The 20,021-nt window shown below is 60.0% G+C and carries 16 protein-coding genes; 13 read left to right on the top strand and 3 right to left on the bottom strand.

What is annotated here, in order from left to right:
• The first annotated feature begins 386 nt into the window (after nucleotides 1–386).
• The 8 genes from NKH89_RS02560 to NKH89_RS02595 all read left to right on the top strand — a co-directional run bounded on the left by NKH89_RS02560 (nucleotide 387) and on the right by NKH89_RS02595 (nucleotide 10,663).
• Complete coding sequence (locus tag NKH89_RS02560; RefSeq protein ID WP_051409617.1) at nucleotides 387–2,192, top strand: ABC transporter ATP-binding protein; 1,806 nt, start codon at nucleotides 387–389, stop codon at nucleotides 2,190–2,192.
• A gap of 65 nt (nucleotides 2,193–2,257) precedes the next feature.
• Nucleotides 2,258–3,370 carry a glycosyltransferase family 9 protein gene (locus tag NKH89_RS02565; protein WP_352640893.1) on the top strand — a complete coding sequence of 371 codons (1,113 nt, stop codon included), beginning with the start codon at nucleotides 2,258–2,260 and terminating at the stop codon, nucleotides 3,368–3,370.
• Between the two features lie 161 nt (nucleotides 3,371–3,531).
• Nucleotides 3,532–4,566: a glycosyltransferase family 9 protein gene (locus NKH89_RS02570; protein WP_352482639.1), complete on the top strand. Its 1,035-nt coding sequence runs from the start codon at nucleotides 3,532–3,534 to the stop codon at nucleotides 4,564–4,566.
• Entirely contained in the window at nucleotides 4,556–5,728 is a 1,173-nt protein-coding gene (locus NKH89_RS02575; RefSeq protein ID WP_352908375.1) for a glycosyltransferase family 9 protein, read from the top strand. Before NKH89_RS02570 ends, NKH89_RS02575 begins: the two co-directional genes overlap by 11 nt.
• Nucleotides 5,729–5,929: 201 nt before the next feature.
• Nucleotides 5,930–6,946: a glycosyltransferase family 28 protein gene (locus NKH89_RS02580; protein ID WP_156948027.1), complete on the top strand. Its 1,017-nt coding sequence runs from the start codon at nucleotides 5,930–5,932 to the stop codon at nucleotides 6,944–6,946.
• 47 nt (nucleotides 6,947–6,993) lie between these two features.
• A complete protein-coding gene (locus NKH89_RS02585; protein WP_352858406.1) occupies nucleotides 6,994–7,803 on the top strand; it encodes a sulfotransferase domain-containing protein in 810 nt (269 codons plus the stop codon).
• A 349-nt stretch (nucleotides 7,804–8,152) separates the two neighbouring features.
• Nucleotides 8,153–9,895 carry an asparagine synthase (glutamine-hydrolyzing) gene (asnB, locus tag NKH89_RS02590; RefSeq protein ID WP_198030461.1) on the top strand — a complete coding sequence of 581 codons (1,743 nt, stop codon included), beginning with the start codon at nucleotides 8,153–8,155 and terminating at the stop codon, nucleotides 9,893–9,895.
• Nucleotides 9,896–9,973: 78 nt separating this feature from the next.
• Nucleotides 9,974–10,663, top strand: coding sequence for a sulfotransferase family protein (locus tag NKH89_RS02595; protein ID WP_352908376.1), 690 nt, complete (start codon nucleotides 9,974–9,976; stop codon nucleotides 10,661–10,663).
• Nucleotides 10,664–10,681: 18 nt separating this feature from the next.
• Here the strand turns inward: NKH89_RS02595 and NKH89_RS02600 are convergent, their stop codons facing one another.
• The gene (locus NKH89_RS02600; RefSeq protein WP_023717683.1) at nucleotides 10,682–11,596 is read right to left on the bottom strand and encodes a sulfotransferase family protein; all 915 of its coding nucleotides are present in this window, start codon (nucleotides 11,594–11,596) and stop codon (nucleotides 10,682–10,684) included.
• A gap of 509 nt (nucleotides 11,597–12,105) precedes the next feature.
• Between NKH89_RS02600 and NKH89_RS02605 the strand changes: the two genes are divergently transcribed.
• The 5 genes from NKH89_RS02605 to NKH89_RS02625 all read left to right on the top strand — a co-directional run bounded on the left by NKH89_RS02605 (nucleotide 12,106) and on the right by NKH89_RS02625 (nucleotide 17,034).
• Complete coding sequence (locus tag NKH89_RS02605) at nucleotides 12,106–12,747, top strand: sulfotransferase family protein (protein WP_023717682.1); 642 nt, start codon at nucleotides 12,106–12,108, stop codon at nucleotides 12,745–12,747.
• A 98-nt stretch (nucleotides 12,748–12,845) separates the two neighbouring features.
• Complete coding sequence (locus NKH89_RS02610) at nucleotides 12,846–14,015, top strand: glycosyltransferase family 4 protein (protein WP_051409615.1); 1,170 nt, start codon at nucleotides 12,846–12,848, stop codon at nucleotides 14,013–14,015.
• 113 nt (nucleotides 14,016–14,128) lie between these two features.
• Nucleotides 14,129–14,920: a glycosyltransferase family 2 protein gene (locus tag NKH89_RS02615; RefSeq protein ID WP_352844043.1), complete on the top strand. Its 792-nt coding sequence runs from the start codon at nucleotides 14,129–14,131 to the stop codon at nucleotides 14,918–14,920.
• Between the two features lie 89 nt (nucleotides 14,921–15,009).
• On the top strand, nucleotides 15,010–15,732 hold the full coding sequence (locus NKH89_RS02620; RefSeq protein WP_352494621.1) for a glycosyltransferase: 723 nt from the start codon (nucleotides 15,010–15,012) through the stop codon (nucleotides 15,730–15,732).
• Nucleotides 15,733–15,996: 264 nt separating this feature from the next.
• A complete protein-coding gene (locus NKH89_RS02625) occupies nucleotides 15,997–17,034 on the top strand; it encodes a phosphatidylglycerol lysyltransferase domain-containing protein (RefSeq protein ID WP_023717678.1) in 1,038 nt (345 codons plus the stop codon).
• A 597-nt stretch (nucleotides 17,035–17,631) separates the two neighbouring features.
• Here NKH89_RS02625 and NKH89_RS02630 read toward each other — a convergent pair.
• Together NKH89_RS02630 and NKH89_RS02635 are read right to left on the bottom strand one after the other, a co-directional pair.
• The gene (locus tag NKH89_RS02630; RefSeq protein ID WP_023717677.1) at nucleotides 17,632–18,897 is read right to left on the bottom strand and encodes an ABC transporter substrate-binding protein; all 1,266 of its coding nucleotides are present in this window, start codon (nucleotides 18,895–18,897) and stop codon (nucleotides 17,632–17,634) included.
• A 19-nt stretch (nucleotides 18,898–18,916) separates the two neighbouring features.
• On the bottom strand, nucleotides 18,917–20,020 hold the full coding sequence (locus NKH89_RS02635) for an ABC transporter ATP-binding protein (protein ID WP_352482627.1): 1,104 nt from the start codon (nucleotides 20,018–20,020) through the stop codon (nucleotides 18,917–18,919).
• Nucleotide 20,021: the final 1 nt, after the last annotated feature.

A 20,021-nucleotide genomic window follows, 5' to 3' on the forward strand; every position in this document is an offset into this window, starting at 1 on the left:
AAATACCACCCCAAAGAACGTCGATGCACACACCAAGTCGGAAAACCAACCATTGGCCGCAGCCCTCTTGGAGGGCACGTTGTGAATGTCAGACACTATTTTCGCCCACCACGAGAATGCACCCAAGCTATTGGCAAACGATTGAGCCGAAGGAACAAAGCTTGTCAAGGACGCGGCGTATCACCGAGCCGATTGAGCCCGTGCGGCAGCCTTGACGGTCGCCATTCAATGAGTCGGGTTCGGCATTGACTGCGGCTCCGAACGAAGCCACAGACATGGAATAGGATATGAACTATCGCGGATGCTCAAGCGGCGTCCCGAAATCGTGCGGGTCGGCAGAGAGCAGAGGCCCTCCGGTACCAACGCACATCGCATCGGGAAATGGAATGAGCGCAAAGAGACGAATTTCGGCGGTGCTGGCATACCCGCTGGTTAAGCGTCTGATCATCGAGAACCTGCCGCCGCACAAAACGCTGTATCTCGCCGGTTTGCTGTGTTCGATCGCCGTTGCGGCGACGACCGCCGCGTCGGCTTGGATCATGAGCACCATGGTCAATAGCATCTATGTGGAACGCAACGCTGCCGCCGCATGGGGTATCAGCGCCGTAATCATCGGCATTTTCCTGGTTAAGGGCATAGCCGCCTATTGCCAGACCATCACGACGGGAAAGATTCGCCGGGCTATCGTCTCGGACCTGCAAAACCGCCAGTTTTCTCGAATGGTGCGTTTCGACATCGGTCGTTTCGCCAATCAGCATCCGGCGAAATTCGTCTCCAAGATCATGTTCAACGCGCGCGCCGGGTCATCCGTTATTCTGACGCTCACGAGCAGCACCGTCTCCGATGTGCTGACGCTGATTGGCCTGGCAAGCGTCATGGTCAAGCAGGATCCGATGATGTCGCTGATATCCGTGGCGGTTCTGCCGCTGCTGTTCCTGTCGGTGGGCGCCATAACCAGGAAGCTCAAGGCGCTGGCAAGGGGCGAGACGGAGTTGGCTGCACTGGTCCAGTCGATCGGCACGGAAGCCGTCGAAGGTATCCGGACCATCAAGTCCTTTCAGCTCGAAGACAAGGCGGTCGCCAGCTTCGCAAAGGCCGTCGGCAAGATGGAAAGGCGCGGCATCCAGATAAACCGGACGTCAGCGTTGATGAGTCCGTTGATGGAGACCGGCGGCGGCGTGATCATCGGGCTGTTCGTCATTTATGCCAGTTGGCAGACCCTCGGCAACGGCAAGACCCCGGGCGAGTTCATGGCCTTCATAACCGCCTTTCTGCTTGCCTATGAGCCCGCCAAGCGGCTGGCCCGCGTCAATGTCGATATCCAGAAGCAGATGGTGGCGGTTGAGCAGATGTATGATTTGATCGATACGCCCGAGCAGCGACAACTCGCAACCGCCGGCGAGCGCCTCACCGATGTCGAGGGCGGTATCCGTTTTGAAGATGTGGCCTTCTCCTACGAAGGCAACAGCCCGGCGCTGCACGGCGTTTCCTTCGAGGTACGGCCCCGTGAGAAGCTGGCGATCGTCGGCCGCTCCGGCGCCGGCAAGACCACCATCGTCAATCTGATCCTGCGCCTCATTGAGCCGGACAAGGGCCGGATCCTCATCGACGGAAAGGACATTTCCAAGATCGGCCTCGCCGACGTTCGCGACAATATCGCACTGGTGTCACAGGATGTCTTCCTGTTCGAAGGCTCGATCCGCGACAACATCCGCGACGGACGCCCGGGCGCCACCGATCAGGAAATCGAGTCCGCGGCGGACCTCGCCCGGGTCACCAGCTTTTCCTCCAGCCTTGAAAACGGGCTCGACACTCTTGTCGGGCCGAGTGGCACCAACCTGTCGGGCGGGCAGAAACAACGCGTCGCCATCGCGCGCGCGCTGCTCAAGAATGCTCCGGTAATCGTCTATGATGAAGCAACGTCCGCGCTTGACGGCGAAAACGAACGGGCGGTCATGGAGGCTGCTTTCGACGATGCATTCGAGCGCACGGTGATCTGCATTGCGCACAGGCTTTCAACCATCAAGGCAGCCGATCGCATCCTGGTGTTTGACGCTGGCATTCTGGCGGACGCCGGGACTCATGACGAGCTTGCCAGGCGCAGCGAAATTTATCGCTCGATCTTTCACCTGGAGGCGTCCGGCCCGATCGTCGAGGGCAGCAAGCAGCTGCGGCAAAGCGTTTTGCGCTGACGGCGATGACCAGTTTTTATCACGGTTCCTATGTCAGGTATGTGATTGCTGGGATAGGCCTGCGATTGCGCCGATACACAAAGGCCGCGCGGACATTGTTTGCCGGCTCCAAGCCTCATTCCGTTCTTGAGCTGCAGGCCAAGGCCGACGCGCTGATCGCGCGCAGGGACTGGACAGGCCTTGAAGCAAGTATCAATGAAATGGCCATCATGGCTGACCGTTCCCGCAACCCCGAGCTGATGCAGAAGGCAGGACAGGCCTTCGAACGGCTGGGCAACTTCGCCCGGGCGGCCGAGCTTCGGCTTACCGCTCGCCGGCTGCGGAAGGGGAAAAATGCCAACGAGTGGACCGGGGAGAACCTCGGTTCGGATACACTGCTGATCGATCTTGTGGAGGATGACCCGCGCAGCCTTGGCCGGGTTATCCGCCACGCGCGACTGGCCGGCGCCGCCGCTGCCTATGCGCAAAGTGCAACAATTCGGGCAGAGCCGCGGCTCATATCAATTCTGCAGCGAACGTTCCCGAAGGCGACCGTGGTCCCGGCGCAGCAGGATGTGATCGGCGACAAACGTGCGACCTTCGAAGATCTCGCCTGGGTGTTCGGACGCGATGCCGAGAAACTTGCCGCCGACTTCGTGCCGCTGCGAGCAGATCCTGGGCTCGTCGAGACATTCCGCAAGCATTATCGCTCGATCACGGATCTGCCGCTGGTCGGCCTCTCCTGGGGTAGCAAATCCCACACCAAGGACGTGCCTGACTTCCCCGAATGGGCACGGTTCATCGCCCAGACACAAGCGACATTCGTTTCGCTTCAGTACGGACAGATCAAGCCGGCGCTGCGGCGCCTGCGCAATGGCAATGACGCGCGTCTTATCTATGACGACAGCGTTGACCAGATGGTCGATATGGACCGGTTCGCTGCACAGGTCGCAGCGCTCGATGCCGTCGTGACGATCAGCAACACGGCGGCTCATCTATCCGGAGCACTTGGTATTCCGACTATTTTCCTGATCGACGACAATTTTCAGACGGCGTGGCCAGTCATCGGCGATCGAACGCCTTGGTATCCGAAGGGCGTCGTCATTCGTAAGGAAGGGCGCGCGTGGTCGGTGGTGCTCGACGAGGTTGGTCAAAGACTCTCGTCGATCTTGACGACGCATTCCGACGCTGCCTGTTGAGGATCGCCGTGCCGAACAGACGATCCGTCCTTCAAAAAGCAAAAGCTGCGGACCTGCGCCCGCAAGCAGGCGCGGGCAAGCGGCTACAGACACTTTTTGATCGAGCAAAGGAACTTCTTAAACGGCCCTCGCGTCATGCCGACGAAAGCGTCGAACGGCATATGAGGCTGATGGCGGAGAGCGTCGAGCGAAGCGACTGGAAGGCGGCCCGGGACCATGCGCTGGCACTCGGCCTGCTGGGTGAGCAGCTTGGCGATCGCGGGCTTGTCAAGAAAGCCGGGCGTGGCCTCAGACGTCTCGGCGGCGGGAACCGTGCCTGGCAGTTGATTGCGTCGAGCAAGCAAATGCCAGGCAGGCCCGAATGGGATGGCAGTGATCTTGCGGGTCGCAGGCTTGCCGTCGAGCGCCGCGAAGGCGATCTTGCGATTTTCCTTCAGTTCGCGTCGTTGCTTGGCCCGGTGATCGCGGCTGCCGAGCGATGCATCGTCTCGGTCGAGCCGCGACTGGTGCCACTCTATCGCCGAACATATCCTGCGCTCGATCTCAGGCTGGAGGAACAGGGGGAGGTGGCGGCGGTGGACGCCGATGTCTTCGCCTGCTTCGAGACACTGGCGAAGCACTTCTGGCCGGATGAACCGGCAGCACGCGCGCCCTTCGTCCCGTTGGAGCCGGACCGCCGATTGGTCGCCGAGTTGCGCAGCACCTACCTCGATCGCGGCCCCGGTCCTCTGATCGGCTTTGCCTGGGGAAGCCTGAACAAGGCCAAGGACCTGCCGGCCCTGGACGATTGGCGGGCGTTGCTCGGCAGCCTGCCGGGACGTTTCGTCAGCCTGCAATATGGCGATGTCGGGCCGGCGCTTTCCGAGTTCGAGCACTGGGCGCCGGGACGCATCATCCATGACGCTTCCGTCGACCAGTTGTCGGATATGGACCGCTTTGCCGCGCAAATCGCTGCGCTCGATGCCGTGGTGACGATCAGCAATACCGGCGCCAATCTGGCGGGGGCGCTTGGCGTCCCAACGGTCGTCATGCTCGACGACGGGTTTCGGCTGTCGTGGCCCGCCTTCGGCGAGACCGTGGCCACATATCCAAGCGTTCGACTGGTCAGAAAAGGCGGCCAGGCATGGGCGTCCGCAATGCAGGAAGCAGGTGGACGGATCAGGCAAATCATCAGTGGAGTTGCTGATGGCCGATAGCCGATTTCTTCTCCGGTTCCGCCGCGCTATCGCGCTTGCCGGCTACAAATACAAGGTTTGGTTCCGCAGTCATCGGCGGCAGCTTTTCCTTCGCTGGCGCGACGGCGATATTGCCGATCAGATGGCGGATTATCGGCGAAGCATCGAGGCGCGCGATTGGTCGGCCGCGCTGCCGAAAGCCTTGGCGCTAGCATCGATCGCGAAGTCGAGGGGCGAGGTACATCTGCTCGACGAGCTCGGCAAGGCGCTGATGCGGATGGGCGCTTACGGCCCGGCGGCCGAACTCAAGATCGCCCGGCGCCATATCGTCGAAGGGCGTGTCGAGCGTGAGTGGCTCGGCCAGGATGTCTCGGGCCAGGTACTGCTTGTCGACCTGATGGAGACCGAGAAGCAGGGGCTGGCCACCGCGATCCATCATGCGAGTTCCGTCGGCCGCGCGCTCGCCCGCGCCGCACGATTGATCGTGCTCGTCGAGCATCGGTTGGTGCCGTTGTTTCAGCGGACATTTCCCATTGCCGATGTGCGGGCTGTCGGTCCCGGGAACAAGGCCGCCTACGCCGAGGCGCAGGCCTTTGCCGGCGTCCAGCATCTGACTGCTGTGTTCGAAACCAATGAGGCGACGATCCGGGAGCATTTCGTCCCGCTTAAACCGGATCCGGCGCGGGTCGCTGAACTTCGCGCCCGCTACAGCGAGGACGGCCGGCCGCTGGTCGGCATCGCATGGGGCAGCTCCAATCCCGGCAAGGACCTGCCGCCGCTGGCGGCGTGGCGTCCCCTGCTTGGCCGACAGGACCTTCGGTTCGTTTCGCTGCAATATGGCCGGACCGAGTCAGACCTGAAAATCTTGACCGATGGCGACCCGACACGTGTGTTGCACGACCCTACCGTGGATCAGCTTGTCGACATGGACATGTTCGCGGCGCAGGTTGCAGCGATGGACGCCGTCGTAACCATCAGCAACACCGGGGCCCACCTGGCGGGCGCCCTCGGCGTCCCGTCGGTCTTCATCCTTGGTGACGGCTTCAAACGTTCGTGGCCAGTGGAGGGCGACCGCACGCCCTACTATCCTTCGGCCGTGCTGGTCTCAAAGCGCGAACGGCCCTGGGCCGACGTGATGGACGAGGCGCGACACCACATGTGCTCACTCATCGCCTCTAGTTGACTCCGCCACGCCTGGCATCGCGAACGCACTAGGAAGGCCACAGCAGCCAAGTGGTCAAGGGCCTTTTTTTACGGCGAGAACGCTGTAAACTGCCGGCTGGCGGCTGGTTCAAGACTTGGAGGGCGATGCATATCTTTGGGTAGGTCGGGGAACAAGTCGGCTTCTCTTATCAGCGAAGACTTTGTGCAGCGGCTCCTCGCGGTGTACAGGCTTGTGCATCCAGGAAACCTGTTCAGGCGGGGGCGTATCTACGCTCGCGGCAGGGCAGAGACGAGGACGGTCTACTTCGTCCCACACAATCGCAACAATGTTCGTCTGCTGGCTGATGCGGCTCAACTTCTGGTCGACGGCGGCATTCAATGCGTATTCGCGCATATTGACGGATTGAAACGCGGCGGCGTCGCACGCCCTGAACTAAACGCCCGGGGAATGTCGCATATCAGCTTTGCTGAGCTCAAGCGGACGATCAGACCCTGCGACATGCTGGTGACTGGAAATGACTATGCACCGCAATTTTTTAGGCGGTTCATAGATTCTATCAACTTCGGAATGGTCCGTGTGGTCGGCCTCATCGGAGGTGCGAGACTGCTGCAGCCGCATCGATTTGTGAGAGCTGACTACATCCTGTCGATGGGACCGGCAGCGCTGCAGCAACGACGACAACCGACCTACATTGTCGGCTCCCCGGTAATTGAGCGTGCTGTCGAAAACGCGGGCGCCAGGCACGATGAAGGGCTTTTCGTGCTGGTGAACTTCAAGGGGGATATCGAAGACCTCGCAGACCGCCAATCGATTGAAGCGGTGGCAGCCGCATGTGCGAAACTCGGCCTTGCCCATGTCGTTAGTGTCCATCCCACGATGTTCGCAAAAGTCGACATGCCGAACAAATCGCCCGTAGACTTCGCACAACTGCTCCCGGACGCCCTGGCGCTAGTAACTCGCCCAAGCACCACGGTTTACGAAGCGATCGCCTGCGGCATTCCGGTGGTGCTCTTTCCGCTGGTTTCGCCGATGGTCGAGTTCGACAGTCCTATGGGCGCTTTCAAACCAACATGGTCGGAGCATCAACTCGTCGACGATATCCTTGCTGCGGTCAGGTCAAGACCGACCTATTTTGAGCAAAGCCGGGACTTCCTCAATGCCAATCTGTCGATTGATCCAAAGATGCCAGCTTCGCAACGGATCGCCAATGCTTTGATCGATATTTACAACCGCTGATTTTGCGCAATCAAAGTGCTCGCAATCGGAGGCCTAAGTTGAGATTGTTGTCCAACTTCTTTGCAAAAAGGCCGCCACTCCTTGTCGTCTCGTTTCCCAAGTCCGGGCGGACGTGGCTGCGCGTAATGCTTGACGATCTGGGCGTCAATGCGGCTTACACGCATGATGGTTCCGACCACAAGGAGCTGCGTGACATTGCACAGATCAGCACCGACAAATCACGCTACAAACGGCAGCGGATCCTATTTCTGACGCGAGACCCCCGCGACACTGTGGTGTCTGGATATTTTCAGGTTTGCAAACGCCATCAGCTGGGAGCAGGTCCGATAGGCGAATGTGTAAGGAGCCCCAAACACGGCGTCGAGAAGATTGCCCTTTTCAATCTGCAGTGGTTCGCAGCCGCAAGTTACATGCGAAAAATTGCGCTTCTGCGCTATGAAGATATGCAGCGGGATACAAACGACGCTTTGCGCAGTGTCGGAAACTTTGTGGGAAAGTCCTTCGACGAGTCCAACCTTGCTGATGTGGTCGTCAGTAGGTCGTTCAAACGAATGCAGCAATCTGAAATCTCAGGAGAACTGGGTGCGCGCTATGGCGGAAAATTGCGACCACGCAATCCTGACGACCCGGAAAGTTTCAAGGTTCGAAAAGGTAAGGTCGGTGGTTATTTGGACTACCTCAGCGTAGATGATGTAGCCTTCTGCGACAATGTACTTGCGCGGCTCGATTACTGGAAGCGGCTCGATGAGGCCTTCCTGCGGCATGGCATATCTTATATCGGCGACAGGGGCAGGTGTGAATTGATCCGATGCATCGGTTTGTCTGCGGATGCGGACATAGCGGCACGACGCCGATAGCTACGATTTTGCCTCATATGCCGATGCCTTTTTTGCCATCTAGGTTCTGCTCTCCGGTTCGAGAAGGCCGAGAAGCAGGTCTGGCTGGCCACAGCGATCCATCATGCGAGTTCTATCGGCCCGCGCGCTCGGCCCGGGCCGATCCCCAGATCACGGCCGCCTACGGCCCTGGGCCGAGGTGATGGACGAGGCGGAGAAGAACATGAGGCGCCTGCTCGAGGCCGCTCGAGCCTGACCGTACAAATCAGCAGGGCGGTTGAGCATCCAGGCAGTTTCCTATACTGGTCTGGCCCGGCTGGCGGAGCCGGCAAAAAGCTTTCGAACCGAAGATCTTCCTGCGGAGCCAATGATGTGCGGATTGTTCGGCGTCTATCGTGCCGAGGGCTTTTCGCCCGACGATATCCATCGTGCCGACCAGGCCCGCGACACGCTTGTGCACCGCGGCCCGAATTATGGCGGCGCACGTGTCACCAGCGATCTCTATCACGGGTTTCGGCGCCTCAGCATTATCGACCTCTCGGCGGCAGGCAATCAGCCCATGGTCAGCGCCGACGGGAAGTTCGCGATCACGGTCAATGGTGAGATCTACAACTATCGCGAGCTCCGCGCCGATCTGATTGCCAAAGGCTGCGTATTCACCTCGCAGTCCGATTCCGAAGTTGTGCTGCATGGCTATCGGGTGTGGGGGCTCGAAGGGCTCTGCGAGAAGCTGGACGGCATGTATGCGGCCGTGATCCATGACGGGGAACGCCGCAAGCTGCATGCGATCCGCGACCGGCCGGGCATGAAGCCGTTCTTCTACTTCCATTCGGGACGCCGATTTGCCTGGGCGTCGGAACTGAAAGCGCTGCAGACCTGGCTCGGCGACGATCTGCCGCCGATCGACGAGACGGCTGTCCTGGACTATCTCGCATGCCGCTATATTCCAGCGCCCAAAAGCCTTTACCGCAATATCTTCAAACTTCCGGCCGCAAGTCGGCTGACATTCGATCTGGAAACCGGCCGCGTCGATGTCGGGCGTTACTGGACCATGCCTACCGAACTCCGCTCGGACAATGACGACCGCCTGGCCGACGGGCTGCGGGACCGCATGCAGGCGAGCGTTGCCGCTCACATGGTGAGCGATGTGCCGGTCGGCTATTTTCTCAGTGGCGGCATAGACTCGGCGGTTGTCCTGTCGCATGCCGTTGCGGTGAACCCCACGGCAAAGGCGTTTTCGATCGGCTTCGAAGATCCGAGATTTGACGAGAGCGCGCAGGCGGCCAAGGTCGCGGCGCTGTTCGGCGCCGAACACGCGATCCGGATCCTGCAGCCGACAGAGCTCGATGACGTCTTCGACCGCACGCGGGAATGGTATGACGAGCCGCTTTCCGACAAGGCCGCCATCCCGGCGTTTCGTGTCTGCGAATTTGCCAGCCGCGACAGGACCGTCGTGCTGACGGGCGATGGCGGGGACGAGCTTTTCGGCGGCTATCGCTCATACAAGCGGTTTAGCGGCATTCGCAGGAAGCAACGTTTCGTCCCGTTCGGTTCACAGAGCGGGTGGCGCCTGAAGGACCGCAATTTGCGCCTGATCACCACGCGTGACCCGGTCGAGCTCTCCATCGCCATTGGCTCCGGCAGAACGAGATGGCAGCGCGACGTCTATCGCGAACGCCTTGCCATCGCTGCTGACTATGATGAACTCGCCCATCTCAGGGCGTGGTGGAAGCCGGAACTCGGACCGTTGCGCAGCCTGCAATATCTCGATTTTCATACCAGTCTGCCCAACAATATCCTGACCAAGGTCGATCGGTTGAGCATGTCGGTTTCGCTCGAAGCGCGTATCCCGTTCCTGTCGCGAACGATGATCGAATATGCGTTCAGCCTGCCGGAGTCGTTTCTTTACAAGGATGGCCAGCTTAAGGGCGGGCTTAAATACGCATATCGCAATGTTTTGCCGGCAAGCACGCTCAAACGTAAGAAGCAGGGATTTGGTCTTCCACAAAGCTGGAAGCGAACGGCCGTGGCTTCGCAATCCGAGGAAAGCTATCAGGAGGCGGTATTGTCCGGTTTCCTGAAAGGCGCCAAGTTTTCGAATGCCTCCGCATAGCCACCCTCAAGGCTACCAGCATTTCTTTTTTGCCGTGACGGAGCGGGGTCGGGCCATGGGAGCACTGCCGACATGGTGATGCGGACCGGATTCATATGCGGCTGCGGTCATAGCGGCACGACGTTGATCGCGACGATCCTCGCAGCCCATCCCGACGTCTACCTGCCGTTCCAGGAAACCAATGTCTTCTTCAAATGGACGCCGCTGGCGATGTTTCGCTATTGGAAGCTGAAGCGCGCGGCGCGCGGTGCCGGAAAGACCTTGCTGCTTGAAAAAACGCCGCGGCATATCCGTCGCGTCGGCCGTATTCGCCGCCTCGTGCCCGGGGCGCGTTTCGTGATGCCGGTGCGGGACGGGCGCGACGTCGTGGCGTCATTGGCCAAGCGTCTTGGCGATCCAAGGGAGGCGCTCGACCGCTGGATCGGCGACAATGCGCTCGTTCTCGCCGAACAAGGACAGCCGGATGTACTGATCTATCGCTACGAGGATCTGGTCGAGGATCCGGCCAAGATCGTCGAGCGCATCTGCGGCTTTCTCAACCTGCCCTTCAGCCCGGACCTGCTCGACTATCACAGGAAGCCGCAGCAATGGTTCAAGCCGGCCGAAGTCGAACTTGAGAAGCAACATACTGCACTCCGCAACCAGCAGGTCAATCAGCCGATCTATGACGGGCGCGGACGATGGAAGACCGACCTTGGTCAGCAGGAATTGGCGGAGCTTACCGAGGGCCGTGGGAAGCCCCTGATGCAGGCTTTCGGGTACCTTTGAGCGATACGCCCGATATTTTCACTCTGGAAGCGCGCGCGGATAGCCAAACTGATCGAAGTCGCGCTCATATGCGCGATAGATGGAATCCGCCAGTTCTGGCGTGAAGTAGTCGGCAAGCCTGCGACGCGAGGAGGTGTGCAGGGGCGGCATCGCCGCGCGCCGCATATCGTCGCCTGCACCGACATGATCGAGAACCCGTTCGAAATCCTTTGCGAAAGTCTCGGTCTTGCCGATGAGGTCGAACGCAACTCCTGGAACTTCGACAATGTCGCTTTGCCTCTGCCAATGTTTGTCGATGCGCCATGTGGACGTCTTGCAGGCAAAGGCGACGAAATCTGCAAAGGAAAGGCTCTTGTCAGCGCCGACAGGCAGCGCCGGATCGGCCCGTTCGCGGTGGGCCAGATAGACCTCGACCCTGCCATAGCCAGGCACAAGGGGACGGTCGCGATATTGGTCGGCCCAGCACGACAACAGCCTGGTGTAGGGATTGCGAACGAAGGTAAATCGCAAGGCTTCAGCACTTGTCGCCATGTGGTGGAACTGCACGATGCCGTGGCGAGGCGCCTGCAACCGTGACGCCTTTCGGTTGTGGACCTTCCAGTTCTGGTCGCTGCGCCACCCCGACACGGTGTCGTTGCCGATCATGGCTGCAAGGTTGCTTCGAATGCGGCTGCTGGCCGCCTTCGGCGTTGCCAGGTACAGGATCTTGAGTTGCGGGACCACGTCGATCAAGTCGTCCGGCAGGTATGCGGTTGCCACGGCCCTGCGGTAGAAGGCGAGGGCTTCCGGATGCGCCCAGGCAAGAAACGGCTCCCTGACTACGTCGCGAAGGCTTTGCAGCCGTGGCCGCAACGAGCGCTCGAGGCGACGGAATGCGCCGAGCTGGGGTTTGCCCGGCACGACATTATCGGGCGAAACATGGCTGGTCGTCATCGGCAAAAACCCTCGCCTTGAAATCAGTCTACCTGTCGTGGCATAGGCCTGTAAGCAGGCAGACTGTCTTTACCGCATTGCCCTATCCAAGGCTGGCTTACGGCGCTTAATAGACCGCGAAGAAACTCCCGCCAAGTTCGAAAGCTCAATTGAGGTGGATAGAGGCATCGCGCGTCGCACGGGCTTGTCACAGCACGACCAACGCTTCCGGCCCTGGTGCAGGACAATGATCGCCTTTTGTGCTGCGATGTTTTTCCGGGGGTGGGAAGGCGTTAGACAACGCAAATGTTCCGCCAAATTTTTTACATTCAATCTCTAACTTGGCAGCGTCGACAGACTTACGCTATACGCCGCGGTGGGCACGGTAAACGGGGGACGAAACCACTCACGGATCGAGCTCGAATGTGCTGAAACGATTTCGGAAAATCAAAACAAAGGTTGGCCGAACGGTCGCCAAAAGGACCATACCGGCTTCTCCGTTTTACAAGCGATACCCGTATGGCGGCAAATTGACGATACTGACCGCCGATCGGCAAGGATTGTTTGATCCCGATCACGGATTTTTCTACAATCGCATTGCGAAGTCGGCCAACTCTACGGTCACAATAAACTTGGCCCAGCTTAAATTTCGCGAAAAGTTCCAGCTCGCCGGCGCGAAGAAACAATTGCTGCAGAGCGACACCCTGTTGCGTCCGTCGCAATTGACCGTCGATCAGGTTGATTCGATTTCGAACGTGTTCGCGTTCACGTTTGTGCGGAATCCCTACAGCCGCGTGCTGTCGGCCTATTTGGATAAGGTCGCGACGGGAAAGAAAAACATCGGTAAGCGCGGCAATATCCCGACTTTCTGTGAATTTTGTGATCTCCTGGAAGATGGCTGGCTGTATGCGGACCTCCATTGGGCTCCGCAGACATCGTCGCTTGTCATGCCCACGTCCGAGTTTGATTTTATCGGTCGTGTCGAAAATTTCGCCGAGGACTTCCAAAAGGTGTGGGATCGGATCAGTGGCGGCAGGCAAATCAGCAACACCATCCACCGCAGCCAAAGCCGAACGGATGCGACGAGCAAGGCCGACGATTACTATGATAAGAGATCGCGCGGGATCGTCTCTAGCCTCTATGCCGAGGATTTTGAGGCTTTCGGCTACTGACGGCAATGCGCGGCTTCTGCTCGGCGGCGCACAGTCTACCTCAGGAAAACGACACTCCAGTCGATCATGTGCAAATCTTCACGGCGTAGCGAGGTCAAATGGCTCTGTCTCAGCATGATCGGCAGGTCCAAGCCGAACCGACAGTGCCGATCCTGTTCGTGCGCCAGCGTTATGCGCCTTTCGGTGGAGGCGAGATCATGCTGGAAAACATCATGGCCGCGTTCGCGGCGCGTCAGCGGCCGGTGGCCGTGCTCTCCGGCGACTGGCCGCGTAATGAAGGGATAGAGTTCATCCATTGCGCCGGCCGCCGCTTTCCGCGTTCGCTGCGGGCGACGTCCTTTGCTCAAGCCGCCTGCCGCAAGATCGCCGAGATGCCACGGGCGCTGGTGCAGAGCAACGATCGCCTCCCGTGCTGCGATGTCTTCCGGGCCGGGGAGGGCGTTCATGCCGCCTATCTTGCCGAGCGGCGGCGTTTCCAGACGCGGCTTGGCAGGGCGGCAATGGCGCTGAGCCCTTTTCACCGCCAGACGCTGCGCCTCGAGCGCGCAACCTATGCCAGCCCACGGCTCAAAGCTGTCATTGCGATTTCGAAAATGGTCGCAGACGACATTGTCCGTCACTACGATTATCCGGCGGAAAATGTGCACCATATCCCCAACGGCGTGGACCTCGACCGCTTCAATCCGCAACTGCGCCAACAGCATCGGACCGCGGTCCGCGCGCGGCTCGACGTCGACGATAACAGGTCGGTCGTCCTGTTTGTCGGCTCGGGCTTTGCGCGAAAGGGGCTTCTTGCACTGATGAGGGCTGTCGCCAGGCTCGATGGCGAGCCGGAATTGTGGGTCGTCGGCCACGATTCGCGCGCCAACGCCTTCAGGCAGGCTGGTGACAGGCTGGGTCTCGGCGCAAGGCTCAAGATGCTGGGGCCGCAAAAGGACATGTTGCCGTGGTACGGCGCGGCCGATATTGCCGTGCTGCCTTCCATCTATGATCCTTTCGGCACAGTGGTGATCGAGGCCATGGCCAGCGGCTTGCCCGCTGTGGTAAGCACCGGCTGCGGAGCGCGCGAGCTTGTCGAGCGGTTCGAGCCGACGCTTGTTTGCGACGCGGCCAGCGAAAGCGACCTCGCTGCAGGGCTCGCGCACGCGCTGCAGTTGTCGTCACGATGTGAGACCGCGACCCGGGTGAGAGCGGCGGCCGAGCATTATGATTTCAACGTCATGATAAAGCGAATGATGGCGCTGTATGAAAGCCTTGATCTGAAATGATTTTCGACTTTGTTGGATTAGGTTAGTACCCTCAGTGCGCTAACAGGCCGGGAGCCGATGCTGCAGATACATTCGAATGACAGCGGCAGCTTTGATGCCGGAACCTTCTGACCGTGCCGGTGCTCTCGGTCGTTATCATCACCCGCAATGAGGAGGCGTCCATCGCGCGCTGCCTTCGTTCGGTGGATTTTGCCGACGAAATCGTCGTTCTAGACAATGACAGCAGCGACAGAACCAGGGACATTGCCGGTGATCTCGGAGCCAAGGTTTTGATGACCCTTGATTGGCCCGGTTTCGGCGCGCAAAAAAACCGTGCGCTTGCCGCGGCAACGGGGGATTGGATCCTTTCGCTGGATGCCGATGAGTGGGTGGAGGCGCCGCTCGGTGCGGAAATCAGAGCCGCAATCGCCGACCCAAAAGGCTATGACGGCTTCGAAATACCGAGAAGATCGCGCTTTTGCGGGCATATTGTCCGCCATGGCGGCTGGTCACCCGATCTGGTGCTCAGGCTATTTCGTCGCCGCTCCGGGCGCTTCAGCGACGATACCGTGCACGAGAAAGTAGTGGTGAACGGGAAGGTCGGGCGATTGTCCCAGCCGATCGAGCACGACTCCATCGCCGACCTGGCGGATGCCCACGACAAGATTGGCCGGTACGCCGAAGCGTCCGCCGCGCGGCTGCTTGCCGAGGGCAAAAAAAGCTCGATAGGCAAGGCGGTTTTGCGCTCTGTCTGGGCTTATATGCGCAGCTATGTTTTCCGGCTGGGATTTCTGGACGGTTCCACTGGGGCGATGGTTGCCGCTTATTCCGCCAGCTACACCTATCAGAAATGGGCGCGTGTGGCATTGGGGAGCGAGGCCAATTCCACCCGAACCAGCAAGACCGAGGCCAGGACAAATCTGTGAGAAACCGGCTTGCGCGACCGCCATTGTTGCCGAGCCATCGCCAACTAGTTAGTGTACGACCGTTAAAATCGAAAGCCAGGGTAGTGAATATGACTGATGCGTTTAGGGTATTTATCGGATGGGACAGCCGTGAGCCGATCGCGTACGACGTCGCGCGCCACTCGCTGCTCAAACATGCGTCGGCGCCTGTCTCCGTCATTCCGATCAAGCAGGACGAGATGCGTAGCCGCGGGCTGTACTGGCGGGAAAAAGACCCGCTCGCCTCAACGGAGTTCACCTACACGCGCTTTCTGACGCCCTTTCTCGCCGGCTACACGGGTTGGGCCCTGTTTTGCGATTGCGATTTCCTGTGGCTCGGTGACGTCGCAGGCCTGCTGAAATATACGGACTCGGACAAGGCGGTCTATTGCGTCCAGCATGACTATACGCCGAAGGCCACGACCAAGATGGATGGCGTGGTCCAGACATCCTATCCTCGGAAAAACTGGTCGTCGTTGATGCTGTTCAATTGCGCGCATCCCTCGGTCAAATCGCTCACGCCAGAGGTCGTGAACCAGGAAAGTGGCGCCTATCTTCACCGAATGCAGTGGGTTGCCGACGAAGATCTGGGCTCATTGCCGGTAGAGTGGAATTGGCTCGAAGGCTGGAACGAAAAGCCTGCTGTCGGCACACCTAAGGCGGTCCACTATACGAGCGGCGGCCCGTGGTTTGCCGAGTGGCAGAATGTCGACTATGCCGATTTGTGGATAGCAGAACGCGACGAATTCCTGGCTTCAGATCAAGCACAATCTTCTCAGAGCGCAGTTCGATAAGCGCCATCGTGTTTGGCAGGTGAGCGCTTCCGAAGTGGAATCGATTTCGTGTCGCGAAGAGCGCAGCAACCAGCCGTCAGACGCTGGGCGTCGACAACAATGCGTGGTGCCGCCTTGGGGCGGGACCGGGGGCGGATTGTGCCTAAATCTGGCGGTTCCGGCCGGATAAGATGCCGCACCAGGTAAGGATCAGCTCGCGGCAATATGATCGGTCTGGGGTCCGTCAGCTCTTTCATCGGCCTAGCCGGCACGCGAAAGTCGACCATGCCGTCATTGCGAAGACGCCTCGATCGTTTTTTGGAAAACCGCGGGCCTAAAATACCGCGGCTGCAGCTGAACCATGTCGAGCGCCTGGCGCTGGTCCGTCGCCATGGTGATTTTTCCCTTGCGTATTCGGCCGCCGTGCAGAAGGGGCTTCATTACTTCGGCGATGCCCAGGGCTACATCGCTTACGGCAGCAAAACGCGACATCATTTCGCGCTCGGTGATCCAATGGCTGCCCCGGCCGATCGGCGCGACTATATCAAACGTTTCGTCGAGGTTGCAGGCAGCCCGTGGTTCGTGCAGATCGGCGAACAGACGGCGCGCGTGCTTGCCGGGCTTGGCTATCAGGTCAACCGCCTTGGCGTCGACACCAGGCTTGTCCTGCCCGGCCACGACTTTTCCGGAAGGCGCAATGAGACAGTGCGCTATTCCGAACGTTGGCTCTTGAGGAAGGGGTTTTCCTTTGCGGAGGACAACGGGACCGTCTTCCTCGACGAGATTGCCAGGCTCTCCCAGAACTGGCGGGCAGACCGCATCGTCAAGCGCTGGGAGATGAGGTTTCTCAACAGGCCCTTTGCCGATCACCTTGGCATCGACATGCGCCGCTTCGTCCTGCACGGTCCGGATGGAGAGCTCGTGGCCTTGCTGGATTTCGATCCGCTGTTCAGTGACGGCAAGGTCATCGGCTACACCACCTCGTTCAAGCGCAAGCACATCGATGCCTCGGCGCATGCCGAGATCGGCCTGACCAAATTTGCGGTCGACCGCTTTCGCAACGAAGGTGTTTCCGTCGTTACCCTCGGCCTGTCGCCGCTGGTCGAAATCGGACCCAGCGGGTTTGTCGAAAGCGATTTCTGGCGGTGCGCTTTCCAGCGCGCCTATGAATCGCCGTGGGTCAATCGCACCCGCTTCAACCTGCAGGGGCAGGCGGCCTTCAAGCGCCGGTTCCACGGTGTCGAAGAGCCGACCTATCTCGCCTTTCGCAAGGGGACCTTTTTCGAGGCGCTTTCTCTGCTCCGGCTGATCAGGGCCGTCTAGTGCCTGGTGGATGGGGCTCGTCGTCTCCCAGTATGTCGACCTCACACCGGCCAGGCTTGGTTGTTTAGGTGGGAAAGGAAGGCCGCGGCGGGATGCAAAAGACCGGCCGCGAAGCGCCGGACGGTTCTTGCTGTCGTCCCCAGTCCCGCCGGGGCACTTTTGGTAGCCCGAGAACGGCTCCGCATCAGCGCCAAGGGGTCGGATTCACGGTTGCTGCAGCGTACCGCCAGGAATAACGAGGGTACCTTGGCCTGGCCTTGAGTATCTGAAGCCTATGAAGAACAAAGCGACGATGATCAAACAAATGACGATGACCGCGACGACGCTGCCAGGACGGTGTCCGGTATCTGGCGGTTGGACCATTGCCTTCCCGCATGGCTATCGCCGTTGACCTTCTTCATTCTCCAGCCGAGCATGACGACTGTCAATGGATGCAGGGGTTGCCCCCGCCGTCTGTTGCGCAAAATGTTTTCCCGTGGGTTAGTGGCGGCGCGTTGAGTTGGCCAAATGATCGATCAACCTCTCCCCGTTCACGGGAGAGGGTATCGTCCTTCGACGAACTCGCGAGGCAGGTGGGCGGCGCGGACTCAACCAATATTACGGGAAGACCGCCGCGTATTCGCTGCGGAAATCCCCGATGACGTCGTCGACCGTCATGTCGGGGTCGCCCTGGAATGTGTACATCGTATTCCACACCGAGTTCAGCCAGTCGGTGTCGGATATGTTGAAAGGATTCTGGACGCTGAAGCCGGGCTTTTTCAGCGAGTCGAGGACGAGCTGGTTGCAGGCGTCGAGCTTGTCGGTCGGAACGTCCAGGCGCACCGGGCTCGATCCCTTGATGGAAGCGAACTCGGCGTTGATCTTGGGGTCGACGACGGTACCGGCGAAGTCGAGCTCTGCCTTGAGCACGTCATCGGGCTGGCCGCCGAGGATGCCGAACGCATCCACCGTCACCGATAGCGCCTTGGTGCCGGGAATGTTGATGCAGCCGAAATCCTCGCCGAGCACCTTCTTGTTGGCCTTCCACTGACCCTTCATCCAGTCGCCATGGATCTGCATGAGCGTCTTGCCCGAAATGACCGTGCTGGTCGTCTCGTTCCATTGCCGGTTCACCCAGCCCGCGTCGGCCTGGCTGGTGATCTTGCGGAACATGTCGATCGCGTCGCGCAGGCCTTTCTCGTCGAACACAGTCTTGTCAGGCGTTTCACCATAGAAGCGGTTGTATATGTCCGGGCCGGCGACGGCAGCGACCAGGGCATGAAAGAGATAGCCGGCCTGAAACGTGTTGCCGCCCACTCCGATGAAGGTGAAGCCGGCCTGCTGGACCTTTTTCATGTCGGCGAACATATCGTCGAGCGAGGCCCATTTGGTCGGGTCGACGCCGGCCTCGGCGGCGACCTTCTTGTTGTAGTAGATCATCCCGTCGATATGGACGCCGGTCGGGATTTTGCGGATCTCGCCGTCGACCTTGATTGACTTCAAAACCGTTTCGGGAAAATTCGGCGTCGCCCCGATCTTGTCGAAATAGGCGTCGAGCGGCTCGCCCAGTCCGCGTTTGGTCAGATCGCGATAAAGGCCAGGCTCGGAGTTGATGAACAAATTGGGTGGTGTGCCGGCGACGATCAGGCTGACCAGCGGGCTGGAGCCGGCCTGCTCGTGCGGCACGGCCATCTCGGTAATCTTATTACCTTTCGCTTCGAACGCCTTGACGATCGCGTTGAGCGCGCCGATCTCGCTCTCATTCGACCATGTATGGAACAGTTTGAGCTCGGTGGCGGCGGCGCTGGCGAACGGCGCGGCGCCGATCGCCAGCGCCAGTCCAAATGCGCCCAGCAGTCTCTTGGACGTCAGTCTTCTGGACATCGTTTCCTCCCTATTGATGTTAAATCCGACTCCGAGTTTCGGCGTCGAAAAGATTGAACCGGTCGGCCGGAAAGATCGCTCTGACGCTGGCGCCGTCCCGCAGCGCGCCGATCTGCGAATGGTCTACATGCACAGCCAGCAGCTCGTCGGCGGCCGCCAAGAAGGCGGTACCGTCGCTACCGGTCTTTTCGCTGTAGCGCAGCGGCAGGTCGAAGATGGCGGCCGGTTTGCCGCCATTCGGCCTGCCGATCGAGAAATGCTCCGGCCGCAAGCCGACCAGCACCTTCATGCCCGTGGCCGGCTGCCTGATGAAGGAATAGTCGGACAGGTCCATCTCGACGCCGGTCGACCGGTGGGTCGCGACGACGCGGTTGCCGGTGAGATCGATCGTCGTCTCGAAGACGTTCATCGGCTGCGAGCCGACAAAACGAGCGACGAAGAGGTTGGCCGGCCGCTCGTAGATCTCGTCCGGCGTGCCGATCTGCTGGATGACGCCGCCGTCCATTACAGCGATCCGCGTCGCCATAGTCATCGCTTCGACCTGGTCATGGGTAACGTAGACGACCGTCTTCTTGAGGTCGTGGTGGAGCTTCTTGATCTCCAGACGCATCTCGGTGCGCAGCTTGGCGTCGAGGTTGGACAACGGCTCGTCGAACAGGAACACGTCGACATTCTTCACCAGCGCGCGGCCGATGGCGACGCGCTGGCGCTGGCCGCCGGACAGTTGCGCCGGACGGCGGTCGAGCAGCGGTTCGATACGCAACAGCTGTGCGGCCCAGGCGACACGCCGCTCTATCTCGCCGCGGTCGAGCCGTTGCGCCGAGAGGCCGAACTTCAGGTTGCCGCGCACCGTTTTTGTCGGATAGAGCGCATAGGACTGGAACACCATGGCCAGGCCGCGGTCCTTGGGATCGAGATCGGTGACATCGCGGCCGCCGATGGTGATCGAGCCTGCGGTCACCTCCTGCAGGCCGGCAAGCAGGTTAAGCAATGTGGTCTTGCCGCAGCCGGACGGGCCGAGCAGCACCAGGAACTCGCCGTCATTGACGGTGAGGTCGAGATCCTCGAGCACGGTGACGCGCCCGAACTGCTTGACGATATTTTTGAATTCGACCTTCGGCACG

Source organism: Mesorhizobium sp. M0923 (genome assembly GCF_040319365.1).
GTDB lineage: Bacteria > Pseudomonadota > Alphaproteobacteria > Rhizobiales > Rhizobiaceae > Mesorhizobium.